This is a genomic window from Acetomicrobium hydrogeniformans ATCC BAA-1850, assembly GCF_000160455.2.
Lineage (GTDB): Bacteria > Synergistota > Synergistia > Synergistales > Acetomicrobiaceae > Acetomicrobium > Acetomicrobium thermoterrenum.
Map to the genome: position 1 here is coordinate 296,732 of NZ_ACJX03000001.1, position 24,192 is coordinate 320,923.

21 protein-coding genes are annotated in these 24,192 nt (G+C 44.6%); 1 reads left to right on the forward strand and 20 read right to left on the reverse strand.

The window, feature by feature from the left end:
* Positions 1-8 precede the first annotated feature (8 nt).
* From ligA to HMPREF1705_RS01565, 8 genes are all read right to left on the reverse strand, one after another.
* Entirely contained in the window at positions 9-2,033 is a 2,025-nt protein-coding gene (ligA, locus tag HMPREF1705_RS01530) for an NAD-dependent DNA ligase LigA (RefSeq protein WP_009200475.1), read from the reverse strand.
* Entirely contained in the window at positions 2,033-3,544 is a 1,512-nt protein-coding gene (gene lysS / locus HMPREF1705_RS01535) for a lysine--tRNA ligase (RefSeq protein WP_009200474.1), read from the reverse strand. The genes ligA and lysS overlap by 1 nt, the downstream gene beginning before the upstream one ends.
* Complete coding sequence (locus tag HMPREF1705_RS01540) at positions 3,525-4,514, reverse strand: tRNA dihydrouridine synthase (protein ID WP_009200473.1); 990 nt, start codon at positions 4,512-4,514, stop codon at positions 3,525-3,527. The genes lysS and HMPREF1705_RS01540 overlap by 20 nt, the downstream gene beginning before the upstream one ends.
* On the reverse strand, positions 4,495-5,259 hold the full coding sequence (locus HMPREF1705_RS01545; protein ID WP_009200472.1) for a type III pantothenate kinase: 765 nt from the start codon (positions 5,257-5,259) through the stop codon (positions 4,495-4,497). The genes HMPREF1705_RS01540 and HMPREF1705_RS01545 overlap by 20 nt, the downstream gene beginning before the upstream one ends.
* A gap of 20 nt (positions 5,260-5,279) precedes the next feature.
* Entirely contained in the window at positions 5,280-6,569 is a 1,290-nt protein-coding gene (locus HMPREF1705_RS01550) for a ComEC/Rec2 family competence protein (RefSeq protein ID WP_242603492.1), read from the reverse strand.
* Between the two features lie 116 nt (positions 6,570-6,685).
* Positions 6,686-7,453, reverse strand: coding sequence for a helix-hairpin-helix domain-containing protein (locus tag HMPREF1705_RS01555; protein ID WP_009200469.1), 768 nt, complete (start codon positions 7,451-7,453; stop codon positions 6,686-6,688).
* Positions 7,431-8,792, reverse strand: coding sequence for a tRNA (N6-isopentenyl adenosine(37)-C2)-methylthiotransferase MiaB (gene miaB / locus HMPREF1705_RS01560; protein ID WP_009200468.1), 1,362 nt, complete (start codon positions 8,790-8,792; stop codon positions 7,431-7,433). Before miaB ends, HMPREF1705_RS01555 begins: the two co-directional genes overlap by 23 nt.
* A gap of 57 nt (positions 8,793-8,849) precedes the next feature.
* Positions 8,850-9,593: a sulfite exporter TauE/SafE family protein gene (locus HMPREF1705_RS01565; RefSeq protein ID WP_040347798.1), complete on the reverse strand. Its 744-nt coding sequence runs from the start codon at positions 9,591-9,593 to the stop codon at positions 8,850-8,852.
* Between the two features lie 770 nt (positions 9,594-10,363).
* Here HMPREF1705_RS01565 and greA point away from each other — a divergent pair.
* On the forward strand, positions 10,364-10,858 hold the full coding sequence (gene greA, locus HMPREF1705_RS01575; protein WP_009200465.1) for a transcription elongation factor GreA: 495 nt from the start codon (positions 10,364-10,366) through the stop codon (positions 10,856-10,858).
* A 62-nt stretch (positions 10,859-10,920) separates the two neighbouring features.
* Here greA and HMPREF1705_RS01580 read toward each other — a convergent pair whose 3' ends face one another.
* The 12 genes from HMPREF1705_RS01580 to HMPREF1705_RS01635 form a co-directional block, all read right to left on the reverse strand.
* Positions 10,921-11,871 carry a D-alanine--D-alanine ligase family protein gene (locus HMPREF1705_RS01580; RefSeq protein WP_009200464.1) on the reverse strand — a complete coding sequence of 317 codons (951 nt, stop codon included), beginning with the start codon at positions 11,869-11,871 and terminating at the stop codon, positions 10,921-10,923.
* Positions 11,868-13,574, reverse strand: a complete 1,707-nt coding sequence (locus HMPREF1705_RS01585) for an OstA-like protein (protein ID WP_242603493.1) — start codon at positions 13,572-13,574, stop codon at positions 11,868-11,870. Before HMPREF1705_RS01585 ends, HMPREF1705_RS01580 begins: the two co-directional genes overlap by 4 nt.
* Positions 13,575-13,610: 36 nt before the next feature.
* A complete protein-coding gene (locus HMPREF1705_RS01590) occupies positions 13,611-14,165 on the reverse strand; it encodes a hypothetical protein (RefSeq protein ID WP_111089525.1) in 555 nt (184 codons plus the stop codon).
* A complete protein-coding gene (locus HMPREF1705_RS01595) occupies positions 14,155-15,330 on the reverse strand; it encodes a hypothetical protein (protein ID WP_111089526.1) in 1,176 nt (391 codons plus the stop codon). The genes HMPREF1705_RS01590 and HMPREF1705_RS01595 overlap by 11 nt, the downstream gene beginning before the upstream one ends.
* Positions 15,331-15,360: 30 nt before the next feature.
* A complete protein-coding gene (locus tag HMPREF1705_RS01600) occupies positions 15,361-15,786 on the reverse strand; it encodes a hypothetical protein (protein ID WP_009200460.1) in 426 nt (141 codons plus the stop codon).
* A gap of 68 nt (positions 15,787-15,854) precedes the next feature.
* Positions 15,855-16,898 carry a hypothetical protein gene (locus tag HMPREF1705_RS01605; protein ID WP_009200459.1) on the reverse strand — a complete coding sequence of 348 codons (1,044 nt, stop codon included), beginning with the start codon at positions 16,896-16,898 and terminating at the stop codon, positions 15,855-15,857.
* A 14-nt stretch (positions 16,899-16,912) separates the two neighbouring features.
* Positions 16,913-18,517 carry a CTP synthase gene (locus HMPREF1705_RS01610; protein ID WP_009200458.1) on the reverse strand — a complete coding sequence of 535 codons (1,605 nt, stop codon included), beginning with the start codon at positions 18,515-18,517 and terminating at the stop codon, positions 16,913-16,915.
* Positions 18,518-18,648: 131 nt separating this feature from the next.
* Positions 18,649-20,031: a phosphohexomutase domain-containing protein gene (locus HMPREF1705_RS01615; protein ID WP_111089527.1), complete on the reverse strand. Its 1,383-nt coding sequence runs from the start codon at positions 20,029-20,031 to the stop codon at positions 18,649-18,651.
* Between the two features lie 5 nt (positions 20,032-20,036).
* Entirely contained in the window at positions 20,037-21,461 is a 1,425-nt protein-coding gene (locus HMPREF1705_RS01620) for a LysM peptidoglycan-binding domain-containing protein (protein ID WP_009200456.1), read from the reverse strand.
* A gap of 95 nt (positions 21,462-21,556) precedes the next feature.
* Positions 21,557-22,900: a transcription termination factor Rho gene (gene rho, locus HMPREF1705_RS01625; protein WP_009200455.1), complete on the reverse strand. Its 1,344-nt coding sequence runs from the start codon at positions 22,898-22,900 to the stop codon at positions 21,557-21,559.
* Complete coding sequence (gene fsa / locus HMPREF1705_RS01630) at positions 22,890-23,549, reverse strand: fructose-6-phosphate aldolase (RefSeq protein ID WP_009200454.1); 660 nt, start codon at positions 23,547-23,549, stop codon at positions 22,890-22,892. The genes rho and fsa overlap by 11 nt, the downstream gene beginning before the upstream one ends.
* A complete protein-coding gene (locus HMPREF1705_RS01635) occupies positions 23,533-23,991 on the reverse strand; it encodes a hypothetical protein (protein WP_009200453.1) in 459 nt (152 codons plus the stop codon). Before HMPREF1705_RS01635 ends, fsa begins: the two co-directional genes overlap by 17 nt.
* Positions 23,992-24,192: the final 201 nt, after the last annotated feature.

A 24,192-nucleotide genomic window follows, 5' to 3' on the forward strand; every position in this document is an offset into this window, starting at 1 on the left:
AAACCTCCTCAATTTCCTTTTTTCGACTTTGCTTCGTCGACCAATTTCCAAAAAGTTTGTTCATCAACAATTTTAACACCAAGTTCCTGGGCTTTTGCCAACTTACTTCCCGGATTACGACCAATTACGACGAAAGCCACATTTCTGCTCACGGAACTAGATGGAATTGCCCCAAGATATTTAACTATATTTTCTGCCTCGTTCCTGGTAGCCTTTTCAAGTTCGCCTGTAAAAACTATTTTCCACCCTTCCCAAGGTCCCTCTTGCCTTTCGGACTCCTCCTCCGCCATCTTAATGCCACATCTGGCCAAATCCTTTATGGTAGCAAGGTTTTTTTCATCTCTGAAAAATGCCACGATGGATGAAGCGATCTGAGGGCCAATACCCGGAATGTCCGATAGATCCTGGATGTCCGCCTTAGCCAGGTTATCCATACTTTTAAATCTTTCGGCTAATATTTCGGCCGTCCTGGAACCGACATATCTAATGCCAAGGGCATATATAAGCCTCGAAAGGGGCCTGTTCTTTGAGCTGTTAATGGCATTTATTAATTTTTCAGCAGATTTTGGACCCATTCTGTCGAGGGAAATTAGATCTTCCTTTTTCAGCTTATACAGATCCGCAAATCCGCCGATCATCTTTTTATCCACCAACTGCTCTATTATCTTTTCGCCCAAACCCTTTATATCCATGGCGTCACGGGAAGCAAAATGTTTTATACTTTCCTTTATTTGAGCCGGGCATGACTTGTTCGGACATCGATAAGCAACTTCGCCTACCAACCTGACAACTGTTGCTCCGCAAACAGGACAATTCTCCGGTATGGCAAAAGGTCTCTCTTGGCCCGTCCTTGCAGAGTAGTCCACTCGAACTACTTCCGGTATAATTTCGCCCGCCTTGCGCACGTATACGTAATCTCCAACCCGCACATCCAGGCGCTTTATTTCGTCTTCATTGTGTAGGCTTGCACGCTGGACCACTGTACCGGCAAGCCTGACCGGTTCTAGTATTGCAACGGGGGTGAGGGCACCCGTTCTGCCGACTGAAACTTCTATCCTCAAAAGGCGCGTCCTTTGCTCTTCCGCCGGATATTTAAACGCTATCTGCCATCTTGGAGCTTTAGCGGTAGTTCCCAGCTGTTCGTAGGCTGTCAGATCGTCTACTTTAACCACCACGCCATCGGTAGCATAGGCCAAGGAGTGTCTTTTTTCTTTCCATTCTTCTATGTAGTTCCACAACTCTTCAAAGTTTTTACAGAGCCTCTCATTCCCCTGCGTGGGAAAGCCCTTGTTTCGCAGCCAGGAAAGGACTTGAAACTGAGAAAACAGGCCGTACTCTTCCGGATGAACTACCTGATAGACGAAAATGCGAAGCCTGCGCTGGGCGGTCACGTTAGGATCAAGCTGTCTTAAACTGCCGGCAGCAGCATTCCTCGGGTTGGCAAAAAGGGGCTCCCCATCTTCTTCGCGGGATCTGTTGAGCGAGGCGAAGTCTTCCTTGGTCATGTAAACTTCGCCTCTGACCTCAAGTCTTCCAGGCAAAGGTTCCATAAGCCGCAAGGGAAGGCTCTTTATGGTCCGCAAATTCTCCGTCACGTCCTCGCCGACCCTTCCATCTCCCCTCGTGGCTCCCAAAACAAAGCGTCCATCTTCATAAACGAGAGACACGGCAATGCCGTCTACTTTCAGTTCTGTAGTAAAATCTACTTCTCTTTCCAGAATTCGATATACTCTGGAGACGAAACTTTGAAGCTCTTCTTGAGTAAAAACGTTGTCCATGGAAAGCATGGGAATCTCGTGAACTACTTTCCTGAATTCCTCTTTCGGTTTCCCGCCCACTCTTTGGGTAGGAGAATCGGGAGTTATAATTTCCGGGAAACGCCTTTCAAGCTCTACCAGCCCTCTGTAAAGGGCATCATATTCCTCATCTGTAATAACCGGAGAATCGAGGACATAATAGTAATAGTTGTGTTTTTCTATCTCTTTTCTCAGCTCTTCTGCCCTTTTTTTAGCTTCCCCCAAATCCACCAACATCACTCCTTGGGACGCATCGTAGGAAACAGAATGACATCTCTGATTGAACTTGAATTGGTCAAAAACATCGTCAATCGATCTATTCCGATGCCCAGTCCGCCCGTTGGCGGTAAACCATGCTCCAGGGCTGTTACAAAGTCCTCATCGAAGACATGGGCTTCCTCATCTCCTGCTTCTCTCTTTTTAAGTTGATCCAGGAAACGTTCTCTCTGATCCAGCGGATCGTTAAGCTCGCTAAAGGCATTTGCGACCTCAGCGCCGCATATAAAAAGCTCGAACCTTCGGGTAAAGTCGGGGTTATCAGGATCACGTTTGGCAAGTGGCGATATTTCCACGGGATAACCCAATACGAAAGTAGGTTGTATAAGTTTGTCCTCCACAAAATTATCAAAAAATTCTGTCATGATCAAAAGCCTGCTCTCGTTTCCCTTTATTTCGAGACCCCTTTCCTTTGCTATCCTTCTGGCTTCCTCGTCGGTAATATTTAAAAAATCAACACCACAATGTTCCTTGACCAAGTCCACCATGGTTGCCCTCCTAAAAGGGGGTTCGTAATTTATCATATGCTCTCCGTAGGGCAATTGCCTGCTTCCCATAGCATCAGCACAGGCCACTATAATTTCCTCGGTCAGGTTCATCATATCATCGTAGTTGGCATAGGCCCAGTAAACTTCCATTGCCGTAAATTCGGGATTATGCATGGAATCTATGCCTTCGTTTCTGAAATTCTTACCTATTTCATACACGCGTTCATACATGCCGACGATCAGTCGCTTCAGGTAAAGCTCGGTGGCTATCCTAAGATATAGGTTTATGCCCAAAGCATTGTGAAACGTAATGAAAGGCCTGGCCGTCGCCCCTCCTGCTATGGGAGATAACATTGGCGTCTCGACCTCGAGCGTCCCGTGGGACTCCAATACTTCTCTGAAGGTCTTTATGATCTTTGCTCGCTTCCGAAAAACTTCCCTCACCTCAGGATTGGCTATGAGATCTAAGTAACGCTGTCTATAACGAACCTCTGTGTCTTTCAGGCCGTGCCATTTTTCGGGCAATGGCCTTAAAGCCTTGCTCAATAATTTGAAATCAGTCACCAAAAGCGATAGCTCGCCCCTCTTTGTTCTGAAGGGATGTCCGACGATTCCAAGATAATCTCCGGTATCTACCCACTTCTTGAACCATTCGTATTCCTCATTGAGAGTATCAAACCTAAAATAAAGTTGAAGCCTGTCGGTATCGTCTTCGAGATGGACAAATGATGCCTTACCGTGTTTTCTGATTGCCATTACGCGACCGGCAGTTTTAATGAGGGCGTCTTCGTCCATCTCGTCCGGTCCTAAATGGGAAAAATTAGAACGAACGAAGGATAATTTATGCTCCTTATCCCATTTATCGATCACAAAGGGGTTAAATCCGGCATCCTTGCGAAGCCGTTCTAATTTTTCCATCCGTTGTTTTATTATTTCCCTTTCCGGAGTAGATCGTTCTTCCATATTAGTGTTTTCGGTGCTCATTCATTGCTTCCTCCTTAGCGCAAAAGTCACTAAAATTATTGGCAAAAGAATTAAATATTTCAAAGGCTTGTGTAATGCCATGGGCTCTTGCCATAGAAGATCGCAATTGTGAAGCCCCAGGCATTCCTTTAAAAATACATGATAAGAAGCGACGAAGCAAGTGCATGGCTAAATTATCCTTAACTTGACACAAATCGGATAGAAAAGAACGAAATATCTCCCTCTGAAATTCAAAGGTAGCTTTTCTGTCATTTCGAAAGCCCAACTTCGCCAGGGCATCTAAAACGATGAAAGGATCTTTCAAGGCACCTCGCGCCACTAAAACCCCTATGCAGCCCTTTTCTAGATAATCGAGTACGTCGTCTGAGGTAAAAACGTCTCCTGTACCCGTTATTTTACCAGGGAAAGCTCTGGCTACCTCGCCGATAATATTTCTGTCGGAACTTCCCTTATACCCCTGCGAAACGGTTCTTCCATGCAAAGCTACGTTCTTGGCGCCAGCAGAGATCAATAGATCACACCAACTTGCTACATCCTTCAAATTGCGACTGGGAATTCTGGTTTTAACCCATATCGGAAATCCTAAATTTTTGGCCTGTCTAATCATCTCAGCGGCCACATGGGGGCGATTTATTAATGACGCGCCGCCACCGGATGCCATAACTTTTTTCGAAGGACAGGCCATGTTAATGCTTAAGGCCTCAAAGGAGCTAATTCGGAAGGCTTCCTGAGCTGCTTCCAAAAGGGAAGCCACATCTCCAGAAAAAAGCTGCAACACCAACGGACCCTCGTCATGATGCCGTTGCAATGAATAAAATGCAGAGGAATGTCCTTCCATCAAAGCTCTGGAAGCAACCATCTCTGTATGGGCCAAACCGACACCTACCCGAAAAAACATCTTCCTGACGGGCCAGGATGTTATATCTGCCATTGGGGCAAGCCATAGAGGGTTATTTGGCATTTTGTTCATATATAAGCCTCAAGCCCTCCAACGTTAAATTGGAATCAACTGTATTTATTCTACTCGACCATCTAGCGACTATCTCGGCATGCCCTCCCGTAGCAATGACTTTTGGCGTTTCCTTCTGCTCTTGCGACATTCGATCAACTAAACCATCTATCAAACCTGCATATCCTATAAGTATACCTGACCTCATCGATTCTGACGTAGATCTGCCAACGACCCTCTTTGGAGGCTCGAGAGTGACGAGGGGGAGTTTTGCCGTCTTTCCGAATAGCGCCTCTATGCTGGCAAGCAAGCCAGGTGCTATTGCACCACCGAGGTAAACGCAGTTTGACGTCACGTAATCAAGGGTAACTGCCGTGCCAAAATCGACAACTATTACAGGACATCCATAATGATGAACAGCCGCCACCGCATTTACAAGCCTGTCTGCTCCGATTTCGGCCGGTGCTTCGTACCCCACTTCGATCCCAAGATCAAGCTCTGAATTTACAACCATAGATTCGATGCCCAAGTATTTGCATATGCCACGGCTCCAGGCAGCTTCCAACGGCGGAACTACGCTCGATATTATTGACCCTGAGATGAGATCTTGACTTATTTTAGTCATATTAAGCAATCCCGTAAGGTATATCCCCAGCTCGTCTTCGGTACGCCTTTCAGAGGTGAGCCTCCAATCGGCGATCAGGCAAGCGCCATCGAAGATACCAACGCAAGTGTGGGTATTTCCTATATCTAGCACAAGAAGCATTGCAAAAACCTCCCATTAAATCAAGATAATAACAGCATATAAACGAACAACCCACAACATGAAAGACAAAAATTCCTAAAATTGTTAAAATTTAATCTTTTGGCCAATATAATAAAAAATATTCCAAGGGAAATAAAGGGCCAGGGCCAAACTTCCGTAAGTGTTGCAGGCATCAAAGATGAAATCAGATCAAGCGCCCTTTCAACGGCTACCAACACTCCCTCTGTCAAGAGAAGAAAAGGCCTGCCCATTTCGAAGGGCAAGAAAGCAAATGGAGCAAAAAGAATTACTGTCAAAAACAAAATACCGAACATCGGAATGGCAATAGGATTAATTACAAGCCCTGCCAACGGCAGCGTTCCAAATGTTGCAAGGACACAACCGGCATTAACAACCCAAAGGAGAGAACTCAGTATAAAGGGCAAAAACTTTTTGGGGAAAATGTCCATGCAACCGATTGTCAGAGCAGACATCACGGATAATTTCCATCCGATATCCCACACGAACCACGGTCTCCACAATATTAAGGATATGGCCGCTAAGCTGACGGCCTGAAGAAGCTTTATCGGTCTTCCGATCAACTTACCGATCAAAGCGAAGGCAACCATCAATCCGGCACGGGTAGCGCTCGCTGCAAAACCTGTAAAGATCAAGTATACAAATAAAAAAAGAATGGATATTTGTACCTTGAGCCTAGATCCTCTTAAAGTCGAAAAGATTACCCCCACAAGAAGGGCGACGTGGAAGCCGGAGACAGCCAACAAGTGGGAGGTGCCCCAGCTTGAATGGAGTTTCACCAATTCCGGGTCCCTCACGCCCAAAAGCATTGCCAAAAGATATCCCCGAATTCTTGGAGGATAATTCAGCAGTATCCATTCTTTCAACGATGATCGCCAACGATAAACGCTCAAAGGAGAGCTCTTGCGGGACTTTTTCACTTGAAGGCCTACCAGACGACCCACTACACCCCTAGACCTCCAATAAGTATAGGGATTAAATCCTATATTCCTGCGCTCTATCGGCAATACCGACGCTTTTATACCGACGGAGTCTCCTTCCTTTAAAGCTAAAGATGGAGATGTAAAACCGACAAATTTTCCCGTAGGTGTTTTGAATACGACTGCCCTTTTGCTGCCCCAGGGCCTTTCGAAAGCAACAACGGCCTTTTCCTCGAGCCTGCCGCTTAAAAAGAGATCGGTCTCTACCCTATAGCTCGACCACAGGCTACCAAACATGCTAACGACAAAGCAGAGGATTAAAATATACGAAGAATTCGGTGTTCCATCGTGGGCACAAAATCCTAAGCCCAAAAAAATAAACCCTGAGACAATGCCCGACAGCCAAAAAGGGAATCCTTTTCCCGTCAAAAGGATGGAAATCACTAGGGATAATAACAAGGATAAACAAGGAGCTTCTCTAAATAACTTCATCGATAGCCGACGGTAATCAGAGGCCTGATTTTTTCCATCTTCTTGGGACCTATTCCCTTTACTTCAAGCAGCTCCTCGACAGAACGAAAACCTCCCTTGTCTTCCCGATAGGATAATATCGCTTGAGCTGTCTTGGGTCCTATTCCGGGCAGCGACTGCAACATCTCGGCAGTTGCACTGTTCAGATCTACTAAATCGGAACTACCATGATAGTCCTCAAAGGTAGCTCCATCGATTTTCGAAGGCCCCAATTTACCCTTTTGGTCTATAAAGACCGCTCCCTTTTGCTCACTCAACGTTAGCTGGATATGTTCTCCTTTTTCTGGTACATGGACGTGACACCCATCCTTCAAGTTCGCCGCTAAATTGACGGCAACTGAATCGGCTTTCTCGGTAAGCCCCCCTGCTTCTGCCACCAATTCGTATACCCTGGATCCTTCCGGGAGTTTGTATACGCCCGGACTTTTAACTGCTCCCGTGATATACAAAACCCACACCTTCTCGGGAATGGACGTTCCTGCACCATTTGCGTCGTTTTCTCTTTTTGCTCCTTCGGATTTGGCGTTTATAAGCTCATCGAGGCCGTAATATTTTCCATCTGTTTCATGGACTTTCGATTTGCCTAACAAATAGGCTGTCGAAACACCGATTGCCAAGATTAAGCATAGAAAAGCTGCAGCTATCCCTTTGAATCTTTTCCCTTTGCTGTATTTTTCAATTTTTCTTTTCGCTTCCTGTATTTTAAATTCTGACTTCGAGGACATCGCTAAAATCTCTAAAAGATACTATTTCGCCATATAAATACCAATTAGACGCACCAGTTATGCGCACTTCGCACAATTTGCCGAGCATGCTTTCATCTCCCGGCACAAGCACCACCTTATCCGTAGGCGTCCTGCCCTGCAACATACCTTTGCCCTTAGGGGCAAAGTCGTCGAGCAATACTTCAAAAAACTTACCCTCTAAGATTTTGTTTTTTTTAAATGAAATAGCGTCTTGTAATTCGTTTACGATTGAAAGTCTTCTCTTTTTTTCTTCTTCAGGGATTTGATTGGACATATTGGCTGCCGGAGTACCCTCTCTCGGAGAATAAGAAGCGGTATGAACTAAGTCGAATTCCATCGTTTTCAACATCTCCAACGTGCATTGAAAGTCTTCCTCCGTCTCACCAGGGAAACCAACGATTAGGTCGCTGGTTATAGAAACTTCGGGCAGGGCCTCTCGCAGGCGCTTTATTATTCTTCCGTAGTCCTCAACAGTGTAACCCCTGTTCATTTTCTTCAAAATCCTGTCGCTTCCAGACTGAATCGGAAGGTTAACGGCCGGACAAATTTTCGATTCCTCTGCCATTGCTTCTATTACGTCTTCGGTGAAGTCGCGTGGATGAGAAGTGGTAAAACGAACTCTCAATAGTCCGGGAACCTTAGCCACATCTTGCAGGAGATTAGAAAATCGATAACTCTCTTTAAGATCCTTGCCGTAGGAGTCGACGTTCTGCCCTAAAAGAGTGACCTCGAGGACACCATCATCTACGAGCTCGGATACTTCCTTTAATATCTCGCCAGGTCGCCTCGACACAAACCTCCCCCGCACATAGGGCACAATACAATAAGTGCAGAAATTGTCGCATCCATGGGCAATGGTTACGAATGCCTTATAGGGATTGCTTCTGATCATTGGAGCATCATGTAGATCTATCATTTCCCTGGGATCTTCGTCGAGATATAAGACAGTTTTATGCCTCATTGCATTCTCTAAAGCATCGGGAACCCATCCTATATGTCTTGGTCCTGCTACGACCTTAACTTGAGGAAACCTCCGAAGCAAATCAGCCCCCATGTTCTGGGCCATACATCCGATAACTGCCAAAAGAGGCTTACCCTTTGTCTTGTAGAGTTTCCCGTAACGCCCAATCTCGCTCAACACCTTTTGCTCGGCCTTTTCTCTAATGCTACAGGTCACAATTACCACTGCATCAGCTTCGTTTCTATCGGTCTCAATCCAGCCTCTTCGTATTAAGGATGTTCTCAACCGATCTCCATCGTATTGATTCATCTGACAACCGTATATATCGATAGCGAAACTAAAAGCCATTGACATCATTCCCTTTGCTGATCTTATCTTACAAAGACATTATAGGCACTTATCCATGGTCTAACATCACAGACTTAACAACATCCTTATGGCGCTTACCGTCACCACAACAGACAGTATCAACCTTAACCACCTATTTCCTTTTAAAATGGCAAAATGCGCCCCTGCAATACCCCCCATGAAATTGCCTATTGCCAAAACGACACCTAATGGAAAGTTAACCATCCCGTTAAGGAGGAAAATCGCTAAGCTTAATGTGGTGAACATTGCTATGACTACGACTTTTAACGCATTGGCGTGAAGAAGATCCTTACCTCCCAGCCCGACAAGTGCCCATAAAAGGAAAAAACCTACACCCGCCTGTATAAATCCTCCGTAAACCCCTATTAGAAACATGGCAAGGATCAAAACCCATCTGGGCAAGGAAATCTCGCGTTCGCGCTCCCACATATCCGGCTTCAATACCAAAAGTACGGCCATGCAACATATCAACACTGCTACTGCTATCCTCAAATATCTCTCATCCAAACTAACCGCTCCAAATGTGCCCAAGGCAGCACCTAAAAGAGAGGGCAACCCAAAAAACAAACAATCTTTGAGTCGAAAAAGTGATTTTTTATGAAAGTGTTGGGCAGCAAAGACGTTTTGAAACAAAACACCAACGCGATTGGTTGCGTTAGCCACCGATACATCTAAACCCATAAAAACTAAAAGAGGTATGGTGAGCAGGCTTCCCCCTCCAGCTAACACGTTCAAAAAACCTGAGCAAAAACCAACGGCAATCACTAATGCAACAGACAATATTGACATTAAGGTTCCTCCGATATTTTCAAAAAATTTTAATGAAATGTGCATGATAATTAAACCAAGCCATATGACTTTGTCAAGTATTGTTTTGCTTTAATATCCTGCCATTACACTCATTATCGCCTTCACCATCGGAAATCGCTGTGAAACCATTGAAATTCTCTCCATTTTGGGATACAATTTAGGTAAACCTAAATTAGAGGTGACATACCATGAAAAAATCAGCAATAGCGGTGTTAGCGGTAACAATACTGATATGCTTTTTTGGCTTAGCTTTGGCTCAAGGAAGTTATGGATTCAATGGAAAACATTTAGGTTATACACAGCACAATATTTTTACTCCTAATACGATAAAAGAATGGAACCACGGACATGCGACAAATCATATTGCAGGATACAGATATTATTCTGCCGTCGTGCCATATAAAGTCAAAATCCCCACTTACATAAACCATAACATACGTCACATACAACAACATCGATTTAACTTACGATCAACATTGTATACAGATCCGGCAAACAGATTTAGGATATATCGTCTTCACGAATCGATGTTATCTCTTCAAAACGAAATCGATAGTTGGAAATCAAGACAAAAAATCAAACTGCACGACTTATATGAAAAATAAATAGCCACATCCAGTAAAGGAAGACCCTCAACCTCGTCATTTCACGGGCAATTACGATGTTTCGATTGACATAGCCGATAAATGTTGTAAAATTCTTAAAGCCTAAGCGATCCATAAAGCTCTTTCCTCAAGGAGGTAAGGTATATGTCGACACAGAGAACCCAACAAGACGATGTCATCCTTATGACACGTGAAGGATATCAGAAGTTGAGGGCCGAATTGATTAAACTAAGAAGCGAAGGCCGATCGGAAATATCTCAGCAACTCGAAGAGGCCAGATCCTTTGGCGATTTGAGCGAAAACGCAGAATATCATGCAGCTAAAGAGGCCCAGGCAAAACTAGAGGCCAGAATTCAACAGTTGGAAACACAGTTATCCAAAGCTAAAGTGATAGAGAACGACCAAATAGATACCAGCCAGGTGACTTTAGGGACCAAGGTAACATTGAAAGATTTGGACTTGAATAGAGAATTCACCTATGTAATCGTTAATTCGGAAGAAACCGATCCCAATAATCACAAAATTTCTGTCTCCAGTCCCGTAGGGCAGGCGATAATAGGAAAGAGCGTGGGAGATGAGGTTATAGCAAGGGCGCCTCGCGGCGTTAGACGTCTTAAAATTCTTAATATAGAAGTGTAAAGACAAAATATTTAAAGAAAGCTTATAAGCGTCTTTTCTTTTCTCTTTATGTCTAATTTTAATTAGAGCTTTTTATTCAGCGTATTTTGGATAAGTTCTTTCACAAATCTGTCGAAATCCCATCCGATCGCCTTTGCAGCTTTAGGGACCAAACTGGTACTCGTCAGTCCTGGAACAGTATTGACTTCCAATACATAGGGATTTCCTTGGGTATCGAGGCGCATATCTACCCTGCTGTACAGCTCACACCCCAAGCTGATATGGGCCATGAGCGCGGCCTCTTGAGCCTTTTTGGCGATCGAATCCTCTAATTGCGCCGGCACGAAATATGCGCTGTTGCCGGGTGTATATTTCGCTTTATAGCTATAAAGCGAATTTTTGGGGACTATTTCGATTATAGGAAAGGCTTGTGGCTTGCCGTCATCCCAAACAGCAACGGTTATCTCTTTTCCAGAGATGTAACGCTCTGCAATGATAAGGCTATCGTAGCTTGAAGCCAGCTGAACAGCTTCATATAAGTCGCTGGAGGATGTAATGACGGAAACGCCCAATGTACTGCCACACCTCGCCGGTTTGATGACCATTTTACCGCCATTCAAAAAATAATCGTAGTATTCCAAGATTTTTTTGCAAGCGCCATTGATCCCCTCTTGAAATAAGTTGGCCTCAACACCATCGGGGGTGGGAATTCCGTCTCTTTGAAACCTGTATTTACTCAATACTTTATTCATAGCAAGCATACATGCTTCAGATCCCGACCCTGTGTAGGGGATGTCGTAAAAATCAAGAAAGGCCTGCAACCTGCCATCTTCTCCCCAGCTTCCGTGTAAGGCTATAAATATTACATCGCAATCACGCTCATTCATCAGCCTAACTACGTCTTTGACCGTTTCAACACAGCCATCCAATACATCGAACCCACACCTTGAAGCTGCTTCCAATACAGCCTTCCCACTCGCCAAAGAGACCTCACGTTCCGGGCTATCGCCTCCATACAACACTAAAACTCTCATTTTATAAAACCAACCTCCTGGGCCGGACTTCTTATCTCTTCGACCTCTCCTCCAAAGGTAATATTGCTCTCAGGGAAAGCTTTTATAACCAACCTCAAGCCGATCCAGTCGTCTTCATCATCGGAATATAACGGTCTCTCATCTTTATATATTATCTCCCAGGCATAACAATGCTCATCGTATACTAGGCTTCCCACAACCTCATCCAAATGTTCGTCCCTAAAATCGTAAGCCATCCTTACGGCAACCCTCCAGCGACTGCCCAAAGGAATCCCAACAGTCTGGAAGATCTCTCGCCTATCGCTGTAATTGTCCCAACTCATCGGCGATTCGCCCGTCGTCCAACGCTGAGCATAGCTTGTCACCATGGGGAATTCCCCGATACGGTAACGCAAACCCCATATTGCATCGATAATTTCCTGACGTTGACTTGGGTCATCGTACTTGAACCACTGATACCTAGACCAAATGAAGGGAGTGAAATTATTGTTCTTTTTATCCAGGGGCGAAAAAGAAGTAGAAAAGTCGAAACCGTAACCCCATCTGTCGACCGATGCCTCATCTCCACCTCTAACTCCCATAGCTTCATAATGTCCCCAATAAAGGGCGAGCCGCGATTTAGTCTTTGAGGTCAGATCGATCCAGGGAGTGAACAACTCGACTTCGGGAGACCGCCAAAGTATGCCCTTGTAAGTTCTTCCCGATTCTTTTTTTATAGAAACGCTTTCTGCCTGAGTCCAATGAATCCTTCCGGAAAATCCTGCATTATGGTAGCCTGCACCCCAGCTGGGACGATATCTCTTTTCGTCCTCATCCGAATTATATAAATAGGCTGCCGAGGCAAACAAATTCCACTGATCGGTAAGAACGTAACTGCCCGATAATATCCACTCTTCATTCATATCAGACCAATAAGCCAGATGGGCATTTACGGACAGCCTGTCGTCCGTGACGATAGGGCCGTATCCTATGATTCCCGTTCCCTTGTCCGAGTCGTCCTTGAATTGATAAACGAAGGGACCGCCCGGCTTTCCTTCTTTTAAACTGACTTCATAGTTAAAAATATATGTGAAGAGCAATTTACCGTCCATATAAACCTTGGGACGCTTTAGAACCACTTTATTTCCCGGTATTACAGTCATTTTCGTAGTATAAAGGTGATAATGAGGTTGAGGCGCATCGCAAGTCGTATAGTTCGCCCTTTCCCAGACGGCGACGTGGACCTCTTTGTCGGTCTTTTTTAAATCCTCCTTGCCCAACCAACCTTTCTCTAATGCCGCCTCTGCGGGCGCTACCATGACATCCCCGCCATATACGTAAACAGGGCCTTCTTGGCCCGATCCGTTTTGCATTACACCCTCCTGAGTCATTAAGTTGTACTCTAATTTATCTCCCCTTAAAATCCTTTCGCCCCATTCTAAAACGACAGGCTCGTTATCCTTGCTCTGGGCAAATACCATTGAGTCATTTACGTAATACTCAACGTAAGGAGCTGTAAGCGTCATATCGGCTCGCTTTATGACAACGCTCCCTTCGGCCTCGGCACGGTTCTCAGCCTCAAAAAAAACCACCCTATCCGCTTCCAGCGTGATTGGCAAGGAAGCATCTTGAGCAACGGCACAAGTGCTTGCGAAAGATACAAAAAATATCAATAAAAAAATATAAATACCTTTTTTGCGTAGACTCGAATGGTCGCGTCTCATCATGTTTATTCCCCTTCTATTGGAACGAAAGTGATGTCATTTGTTTGCCAAGTCTTGCGCTTTATATACTACTTTAACCCTTTCAGACAATTGCATTTCACCGGAAAGGCGCACCACTCCTCTCTGGGACTCTATTTCTATCAAATCGCCAAAGGCACGAATGCCGTTATCAAAGAAAAAAAGTTTTTCGTCAGGTTTCCAGTGTATCTCAGGGGATTCCCAATGATACTTATCCGAACTTACCTGTGTAATGCCTTTGGCATCCTTTAAACTGACAACACCCCCGGACAATTCGGGAACGCTCCCCTTCTTAGCCTGCACCTTCCATTCGGTATCGCTGCTTCCTTTAATGGAAATACTAATATCTTCAAGAACATACATATCTTTCGTCTTCCATCCTTTTTTAGCGTCCAATATATACAGACTGTCGTCAATTATATTTTGATAATGGATATTTTCTACTGCAAAGACATTTTTATTACCGTCATCACTTTCGACAGTCAAATACAAATCCCTCACCAAAAAAGCAGCGAAGAAGCCGGCAAAAACGATAAAAAGAATTATAAGCCACAGCCTCTTTTTACCAAACAATTCGCCATCTTCTCCTTTCTTCGACAACACCTAACACCTTACTTCGTTCAACTTTTAAAAGGAGCATTTTCTGAATCCCGCTAATTTTTACTCTGTTGTCATTGATCCACGCGAGATCATATCCATCGCTAAAGGCCCATCTGATGTTGGACTCCATCGCTGCTTTCTTAAAATCTTCAAATGAATAGGCATTTTGGCTTTCAGTCGATAGAAGCTCATACATAGTTTCAGTATCTCCGGCTATCCAGCTTTCTACAAAAAGCCTTACAACCTCCTCTTTGGTCATGGAAGTTTCTTTTTCGATATCCTTCAAAATGTTCTTCAAAAGAACGTCCGTATCTGTCTCTTGCGGTTCTTGTACCCTAAGCAACGGATCGGGCCCGGGGGGTATCCTCGGCACAACAATCTTGTCGCTTTCACCGGCGACATCCTCTTTTTCAGAAGGAATTGTTTCATCAGGGGCTTTCTTCTCCTTCATTCCTGTTTCTTTATCGTCACTTTCTACCGTGTGTTTAGCGGGAAGCTCTACCACGATCTTCTCAAATTCCGGTTTTTCCCCAGCATTTTCGCTACCATGCCAGGTTTCCTCTGCCTTTGTATGTTTTTGAATGTCGGCCTCTGCTTGTAATGTTTTCGACCCAAAAGGGAAAAGCATTTCTCTCGGCTCAAGCCCGCCTAAAAGGACGGTAAATTCTTCGGCGTCGATTTTTGGAAAATATACCAAACCCTGCAATAAACCGTATATGGGTTCATCGAAGCTGCTGTCATAAGCCAACAGGCTCAAGTTCTCTCCGTCTTTTTTCAAAAATAGATGTTCTGATAAAGGATTCAAAGACAGAGGCTTTATGCCGAAGTTATATATCGTAAGGAGAAAAGGCTCGCTTTCATCGAGCCTTAAATCCTTGACAAAGGCCCGGCGATACTTTTCTTTATCTTGTTCGCCGAACCCTTGTCTTTTAGCTTCAATGGAAACCCAAGGGTCTACAATATCTTCGGGATAATGGACCAGCCATACCAGGCAATCCGTACCCCAGCAAAAGGCCGTGCTGCCTTGGAGCTTTTCCACCAGTTCTATGGCAACATCTTCTGCCCACGCCGACCCCGCAAAAAGAGGACATAGGCAGAAGAATATCGAAATCAAAGCTATCCAGCTTACCTTCCTCAAAAGATGAACCCCTTCTTTGTACATTTGCGATTATAGCTTGTAATCTATAACAGCAGAAACACCCACTCCTTGAACTCTTCTAAATCGCTCCAAAGGGTTTAGAGAATCAATGGGTATTAAAATTTCTATCCTGAAGCGATCCTGAAACTTGGCATCAATCCTTGCTACAGCTTTCGTATTATCTATGGCCGATTTCGGACCCGAAACCTGGGCAGCACCTATGCGCGTCCCTTGGCCTACGGATACTATTGGCACAACTTTGGTAGATTCTTCGGAAGCCACACCTCTATTTAACGTGACAGTGTTTATGAAATCGTTAAGGGGATCAGCTATAGTCTCTACCAAAAAACCTCCCCCGATAACGCCTATTATATCCGATACATCGAAGGCATATGCAATGCCTCCTCCTGTAGAAATCATTGCGGCCAAAGTCAAAATTAAGATAATTTTCTTCATTACTTTACCCCTCCAACAACATATACATTAGTCGTTAACAAATAGACATAATGTAATTATCTTTATCCCTATTTGGTTTTATTGATAGTCGTAGATGTATTTTTCGTTTGCTCGTCCTCTTCCGCAGGAGGAGGAGGTGTCTGCGACGGGTTAATTATGCTTTGTAATATCTCGGGCACGGGATAGGCCCTTACAGTCGTAACTTTAGCAGTTTCCAGATAAAAAGGGGTACCTGCCGGTATGTCTTTGACATCGCCCTTCACGAGCATTCCACCTGCAAAACCGAGAGGACCGAGCAAAATAGCACCGACAAAACTGGCTCCGGCCGCTGCAATTACGCTATCGTCGGCCTGGCTGGCTTTTTCTGCTTCTTCGCCCATCATTACCGGGATTTTATTTACAAGATCTAAAGGTATGATATGATCGAAGGCGATTTTAACCTCTGCAGGTCTACCAAAACTCCTGGGAGGTTTTATGCTGTCAATTCTACCGAGAACGTAGCTTCCTGAAGGGGCGATCAAGGATGTATTTATGACAAAATCGCCCTGCATTACAAGCTCAACGGGATCTCCCACCTTTACGTCCTGAGGCGATAGAGTGTTCTTCAAGGCCACTTTAAAAACCTTTTTGTCGGGAACTTCAACTTCCTCCCATGTTATGCCCTCAGGAAGTATTAATCCTACTATTCGCTCAAGCCTCATCGCAAAGGGCCCGTCTATTTTAGGTTCACCCTCCAGCAGCTTCTCAAGAGCTTCTAGGCGTTCCTTCAAATTACCGTCGCCAATCTTCTGTGTTACGATCCACTCGCATACCCCTAACTTAAAAATGAAGGACGGTTGATCCGGCAATCCATTCTCCAGAAAATTCAAGAAAGCTTGCTGACGTTCCGAAAGGCTTCCCGGCAACTCTCTGCCGAAATAGGCTTTTTCTATTTCGGACAAACGAGACATTAATCCTCCGCTTTTAGGCTGCCCATAGGTCAACTCTTCGATGTGGGATAGAATCTCAAAAGGGGGTTTATCAAGGGCTTCCTCCCCGTATGCAGCCATGTTACTAGAGATAATCATCGCTATTGCCATTACTATAAGCAGGCTTTTCAGTTTCCCTGTCATGACAGTCGCTCCCTTCAGTTTATAATAGAGCCATTCTTCAAAGCTGCCCCTACGAAAGACGAGAATAGGGGATGCGGTCTCGTAGGGCGAGATTTAAATTCGGGATGAAACTGAACACCGACAAACCACGGGTGATCCCTTAATTCGACAATTTCAACCAAATTTCTGTCGGGGCACACTCCTGAAACAAGTAAACCTTCTTTCTCCAAACGACTCCTGTAATCGTTATTAAATTCCCATCTATGACGATGTCTTTCGTAGACCATAGCTTCTCCGTATGCCTCATAGGCCAGAGTACCCTGTTTTATTTCGCATGGGTAGGACCCAAGCCTCATACTGCCGCCCACATCGGATATGTTTTTTTGTTCTTCCAATAAATGAATGACAGGGTTGGGCGTTCCCGGATCAAATTCGGAGCTATGGGCAGAAACGATGGAACAAACGTTTCTGGCGAATTCTACTACGGCAATTTGCATTCCCAGACACAGCCCGAGGTAAGGTATCCTATTTTCGCGAGCATATCGCGCAGCCATGATCTTTCCTTCAATTCCTCTTCTACCAAATCCGCCGGGCACCAATATGCCATTCACCCCTTTTAGAATGTTGACTCCATGTCGTTCGAGCTCCTCCGCCTCAACGTAACGAATGCTTACATGAGCACCGTTGTTGACCGACGCATGTTCCAATGCTTCCTTGACGGAGAGATAGGCGTCTTTGTGTCCTACATATTTCCCCACTAGGGCTATTTCGACATTTTTTGAAGAATTTTCGCTCCGTAGTAAGTAATTTTCCCATTCTGTCAAATCTGGCTCTTCGCTGTTTTCAAGGTTCAGCATCTCCATAACCATGGTATCGAATCCCTGGTCGCGCAGCAGCATGGGTATTTTGTAAATATTATCACAATCAATGGCTTCTACAACGTTCTTTTTCTTTACATTGCAAAATAGAGCTATTTTATCTCTCAGTTCTTCTTGCAAAGGAAGGCTTGTCCTGCATACAACTACATCAGGTTGAATTCCAATGCGCCGTAACTCGTTTACGCTATGTTGGGTTGGTTTGGTCTTTAATTCTCCTGCCGTGGGTATAAAGGGAACCAGAGTGACATGACAATATACTACGTTTTCCCTGCCGACTCTGTAACCAAACTGCCTGATGGCTTCCAAAAAAGGCTGACCCTCAATATCCCCTACAGTTCCACCTATCTCTACCAATACTACATCAAAGCCTTCTCCAGCTTTTTGAATCCTCTCCTGTATTTCATTCGTAATGTGCGGTATGACCTGAACGGTGGCCCCCAGATACTTGCCCTCTCGTTCTTTTTTTATTACAGAGGAATACACCTGACCTGTAGTGACATTATTTTTAGCCATTAAAGATTCGTCAATAAACCTCTCGTAATGCCCAAGATCCAAATCCGTTTCTGCACCATCGTCGGTCACAAAAACTTCACCATGCTGATAGGGGTTCATCGTGCCGGCATCCACATTGATGTATGGATCCAATTTAATAGCCGTCACCTTATAGCCTCTTCGTTTAAGCAACAGCCCCAGCGATGCTGCCGTAATGCCTTTTCCAAGAGATGAAACCACGCCTCCGGAAACAAAAACGTACTTACTCATATGTATACCTCCGTAACGAGCCTTAAATTTATTTTAAGATAGTCAATATCATATCATCTAAAAAGGCCGAGGAGGCTCTTCTCTCGGCCAAAGGTAGCAAATATAAATTTATTTGACATGGTAAAAACTGCTTATTTTACATCAAGTCCGAATACGTTCACTGCACTCTCTTTAAATTTTTGCAAGATATCTTCTCCCTTTGCCTCGACATAAAGGCGAACTACGTCTTCAGTTCCCGATGGTCTCAATAAAATCCACGCCCTCTCGCAGATTATTTTCAATCCGTCATCTCTTTTTACAGATATAACAGCATCGCCGCAAAGAGAACGATCCTGCCAACTGTCGATTAGAGAAATTACTTTTTCCTTCTGATCATGGGCAACTTTGAAGTCGAGCCTTGTGGAGACATATTTTGCACCAATTTTATCGTATACTGCTCCAAGCAATTCCTTTAAGCTGCGCCCCGTTTCAACGACGGCCTTTAATACCAGAAGGCAGATAAGGATGCCATCTTTTTCAGGGATATGTCCTGCTATGGAGGCTCCCCCGGACTCTTCCCCTGCCAACAAAACCTTTTCCTTCAAGAGCAATTGGCCTAAATATTTAAATCCCACGGGGGTTTCCCAAACCCGTTGGCCTGTAAGTTTAGCTATTTCGTCCAACATATGTGTCGTAGCCACAGTTCTTGCCACTCCACCGGTGCGACCGGTTTCCAGCAAATATGAATATAGTATGGCTAATATATAGTTTGCCGGGTAAAATTCACCTTTTTCGTCGACAACTCCAAATCTATCGGCATCGCCATCCGTAGAAAGTCCAATTACATTCAATTCCTTAACCTTACCTATGAGAGACTCCAAAGTCTCTTTTTTGGGCTCCGGACTTAATCCTGCGAAGTCAGGCCTTATATCTTCATTTATAGAAATTGCTTCAAACCCACACTCTCGCAATATTCGAGGCAAATATCTGCCGCCAACACCGTGTAATGTATCGACAACGATCTTTTGGGCATTGCCTTCCAATTGAACGATACCCTTGATGTGGGCTATATATGATTCGGTGGGGTCGGCATATTCTATGTTTTCGTCGGAAGTGTCTACAGAAGACGGCGCCATCGCTATGTAAGACTCAATTTTGCCGGTGATATCGGGAGTGGCCGGACCCGCGAAATAGGGAATATATTTGAGCCCCTGATACTCGGGAGGATTATGGCTTGCAGTGAACATTATTGCTCCTCTTGCACCATATTCCTTCACAGCATAAGCGCACGTTGGAGTAGCTGTCGGTCCTTCCAATATCGTCGGCTTAAGCCCCATAGCTGCCAAAACCCCGGCAGCTATGGCTGCAAATTTTTCGCCCAGAAAACGGCCATCACGAGCCACCAGCACACTTGCCCTATCACCGTATTCTTTAAGTATATATTTACCTATCGCCCAACTAACCCTTTTTACATTATTGACGGTAAAATCGTCTGCTATTATTCCACGCCAACCATCGGTCCCAAATTTAATCACAATTATCACCTCAAGTACTTCAAAGGATTGACGGGAGAATTATTTTTTCTGACTTCAAAATGTAGATGTGGTCCCGTAGCCCTGCCAGTCGCTCCAACAGTCGCAATTACCTGACCTGCGCTAACCCTCTGACCTCGCTTTACCGAAATGCTGTTGCAGTGGCCGTATAATGTCCTATATCCTCGACCATGATCTATTACGACTGTGCGGCCATATCCACCCATCCATCCGGCGTGAACAACACGACCAGCCGCTGCAGCAGCTATGCGAGTACCCCTCGGGGCAGCAATATCCAAACCCGTATGAAGATCTTTACGACCCGAAAAGGGATCTCGCCTATATCCGAATCGGCTCGTAAGTCGTCCTCTTACGGGCCATCTAAATCCTATAGAACCGCTGTTTCCACTGGCCCTCGAAGTCCCGCTTGTAAAACTGCTCAGATCCTTTGCTCCCGGCAAGAAGATTTCGCTTCCGGCTATCAAGACTGCATCAGTTTCAATAGAATTCGCAGCCGCAATTGCCTCAATGTAAATTCCGTATTTTTTTGCAATAGAGCTTAAAGTATCTCCCTTGTTTACCTTGTAAAATATACCGTCCTGGTTGGGGATCCTTAATTTGCTGCCTGGTTTCAGTAAGTCAGGATTCTTCAGATCATTACAGCCAAATAAAGTATTGATATCTAAATTCACTTTATTTGCTATCGTCCAGAGGCTGTCGCCTTCTTGGACTGTATAAGTACGGGTTTCTATCTTTGGGGCGGATTTTGCTTCTTCTTCGGCTTTGGCGCGCCTTTTTAACAGCTCTTTCAAAACGACGTCGACATTGTCCTTAGATGTTGGGATTAAGAGAATATCGCCGACATTCAACTTGTGTATGTTGCTAATTTGATTGGCCTTGGCGATATCTTCGATCGAAATTCCATACTCCGTGTATCTTTTGACTATGCTGGCCAAGGTTTCGCCCTGTTGAACTTCATGTACCCGATAATCGGGCGTTACCTCTTCGAGAACTATCTCACCGCTACTATTGTCGTTTCCGGCTTGGAAAGCAGTATCCTGCCCGTTAAAATACTCTTCTTGCAACTTGTTTAGTTTTTCCTGGACATCATTTCCCGGCTCTTTTTCTTGCGAGTCTGCGTTGTTCAAAGTCTTCTCCTTAAACATTATTGCCCCGGAACCGTCTGGCAAAGGACCTATGGCACCCATGTCTCCATCGGGAATAAGTAGGTCTGTTACATCAACGATCAAGTACCCCGGCAAGCCAAATTCTTTTGCTTCCAAAAAACTCAAGCTTTCCAGTGCTTCTACTTTTGACCTTTGAAGGGCAGCTCCAGTTATAAATACCGTAGCAGAAATCATTAACGCAACAAATACGAGGAAATCCAACCTTTTCTTAAAGGACTTACCATTAACAGGATCGTGCTCGAACATCTCTCCCCCTCCTAAAACCTAAGCTACGGTATTGATTTAGCTCCTAAGGTTAAAATTACCTGAAAAACGAAAAGGATGCAACCGTAATTTTGATATTAAACCTTGATAGTCACCAAAAATTCCTTATTTGAGGATGTTTGCCTTAGTTTTTCCAATATCAAATTCAAGACCTCAGCTTCGTCGAGGTTCGCTATTCTCCTCCTCAGAGTCCATATCTTAGTCATCTCCTCTTGACTTAAGAGCAATTCTTCCCTTCTGGTACCAGATCTGAGAAGGTCCATAGCAGGGAAGATCCTTTGCTCGGCCAACTTTCGAGACAGATGAATTTCCATATTTCCAGTGCCCTTGAACTCCTCGTATATCACGTCATCCATCCTGCTTCCGGTGTCCACTAAAGCCGTACCCACTATAGTAAGGCTCCCGCCTTCTTCGATGTTTCTGGCAGCACCAAAGAACTTCTTTGGAAAATATAACGCGACAGGATCCATACCTCCTGACAGAGTCCTGCCCGATGGCGGAACGATCAAATTTGACGCCCGAGCGAGACGAGTAATAGAATCAAGCAATAAAACAACATCTCTATGAACCTCGACCAGACGCTTAGCCTTTTCGATGGCCAAATTAGCCACTCTTATGTGTTCTTCGGCCGGCCTGTCAAAGGTAGATGCGATAATCTCCCCATCAACGGAGCGTTGCATATCCGTGACTTCCTCAGGTCTTTCATCTATAAGCAGCACCATCAGTATGGCTTCGGGGTTATTTGCGGTAATGGCATTGGCGATCTCCTTCAGAAGCGTAGTCTTGCCGGCTTTTGGGGGAGATACTATCAAAGCCCTTTGTCCCTTTCCCATAGGGGCAAAAAGGTCGATTAAACGAGTTGACAATATGTCCGATCTTGTTTCTAATTTAAGCTTTTCATTCGGAAATATCGGCGTGAGACGTTCGAAATGGGGCCTCTGTCTGGCCATCTCGGGATCGGAGAAATTTACCATCTCGACCCGCAACAACGCATCGTAATGCTCCTGATCCTTCGGGGGTCTAACCATTCCCCAAACCACATCGCCATTACGCAGATCGAATCGCCTGATTTGAGACACAGAAACGTATATATCGTGATCACTGGGCAGCAGCCCTGAAGGTCTCAAGAAACCGTATCCCTCGGGCAGAATTTCCAACGTTCCCCCGCTAAAGCGCAATCCAAGTTTATCAGCCTGCCTAGCTAAAATAGCAACAACCAAGTCATCCTTACGCCTTAAAGTTGTAACAGAAGGAACGGAAATTTCTCTGGCTATCTGGCGTAGATCCTGGATTGTGGCCTTAATCAATTCCCTGAAGGTGTATCTGGGGCGCGGAACTGCCGTTACCACTTCCTGTTCTTCCTCGACCGCTATTTTTTTGGTGCTTTCCGTTGCTTGATCTTCAATGGCATTAGTTCCCATGATGCTTAACGTATACCTCCCAATCAGCTAAAAACTTTTTTAAACCCTTATCCGTCAAAGGATGATTAAACATTTGCTCCAAAACGTTAAAGGGGAGCGTAACAATATGCGCTCCTGCAACGACAGCATCAAAAACATGTCTAGAATGTCTGATGCTCGCTGCAATAATCTCAGTTTTTATGTTATGGATCGAAAATATCTGCGCTATATCTCGAACCAACCCGATTCCATCCTCGCCAATATCATCAAGCCGACCGACAAAGGGGCTGACATAGGCAGCTCCCGCCAAGGCTGCAAGCAAAGCCTGTTGGGGCGAAAAAACCAACGTGACATTTACGGGAATTCCCTCTGAAGATAGCTTTTTAGTAGCTGCTATCCCGTTTTGTATCATAGGGATCTTAACCACGATATTTGGATCCAAAGAACTCAACGATCTTGCCTCTGCAATCATTTCATCGGTATCAGTCGATATTACCTCGGCACTAACGGGACCTTTAACAATCTCCGCTATCTTCTTCACATGTTGCCGAAAGGAAATGGAACCCTCTTTCGCAACTAAAGAGGGGTTTGTGGTAACGCCTCTGATGACCCCCCATTCAAGACCTTTTTCAATCTCGTTGATATTTGCAGTGTCAAGAAACAATTTCACTCTCAAAACCTCCTATCGAAAAGGAAATATCAGCTAATCGCACGCCTTTGCAAGTTATATAAAATTCATATAATCCTTTTTTTAAGGGAGCACCATCGTCGCGCAGTAAATAAAAAACCTTCACCCCTTCTCCATCTAAATCAACACTCTCATTATGAATCAAATCACCCTCGTAATACCATTCAACACAAGATTCAAAGTAACTGCTGCCCCGGTAGGTAAAGGCGACACACACTTGCGTTATACCATAGGAAAAACCGGAAGAACTCGAAACTACATTAACGGGCACGAGATCACTGGTTAAATCCTCACACACTATGATATTAGTAATCTCTACTGCACCAGAAATCATGTCGCTACGAACCGTAACGACAAAGGAGGGGACTAATAATATAGCGACTGCAAGAATAAATATTAAAGGCTTTTTAGTCGCATCGTCCATTAATAAATACCACACCTTCCAAGTTATGGCAAGTAGTTATTGGCTCTATTTGCGTTATTCTTCCCAGCATTTCCATGATGTCAACTAAAAACATCGGCTTTATATGCAGTTCATACGGTTTTTAGTGGTCCAATAGCTAAATGAACTGTTGCCTACTACTCGAGGGTGCTATTCAATGATACTACAACAGGAAAAATTTTT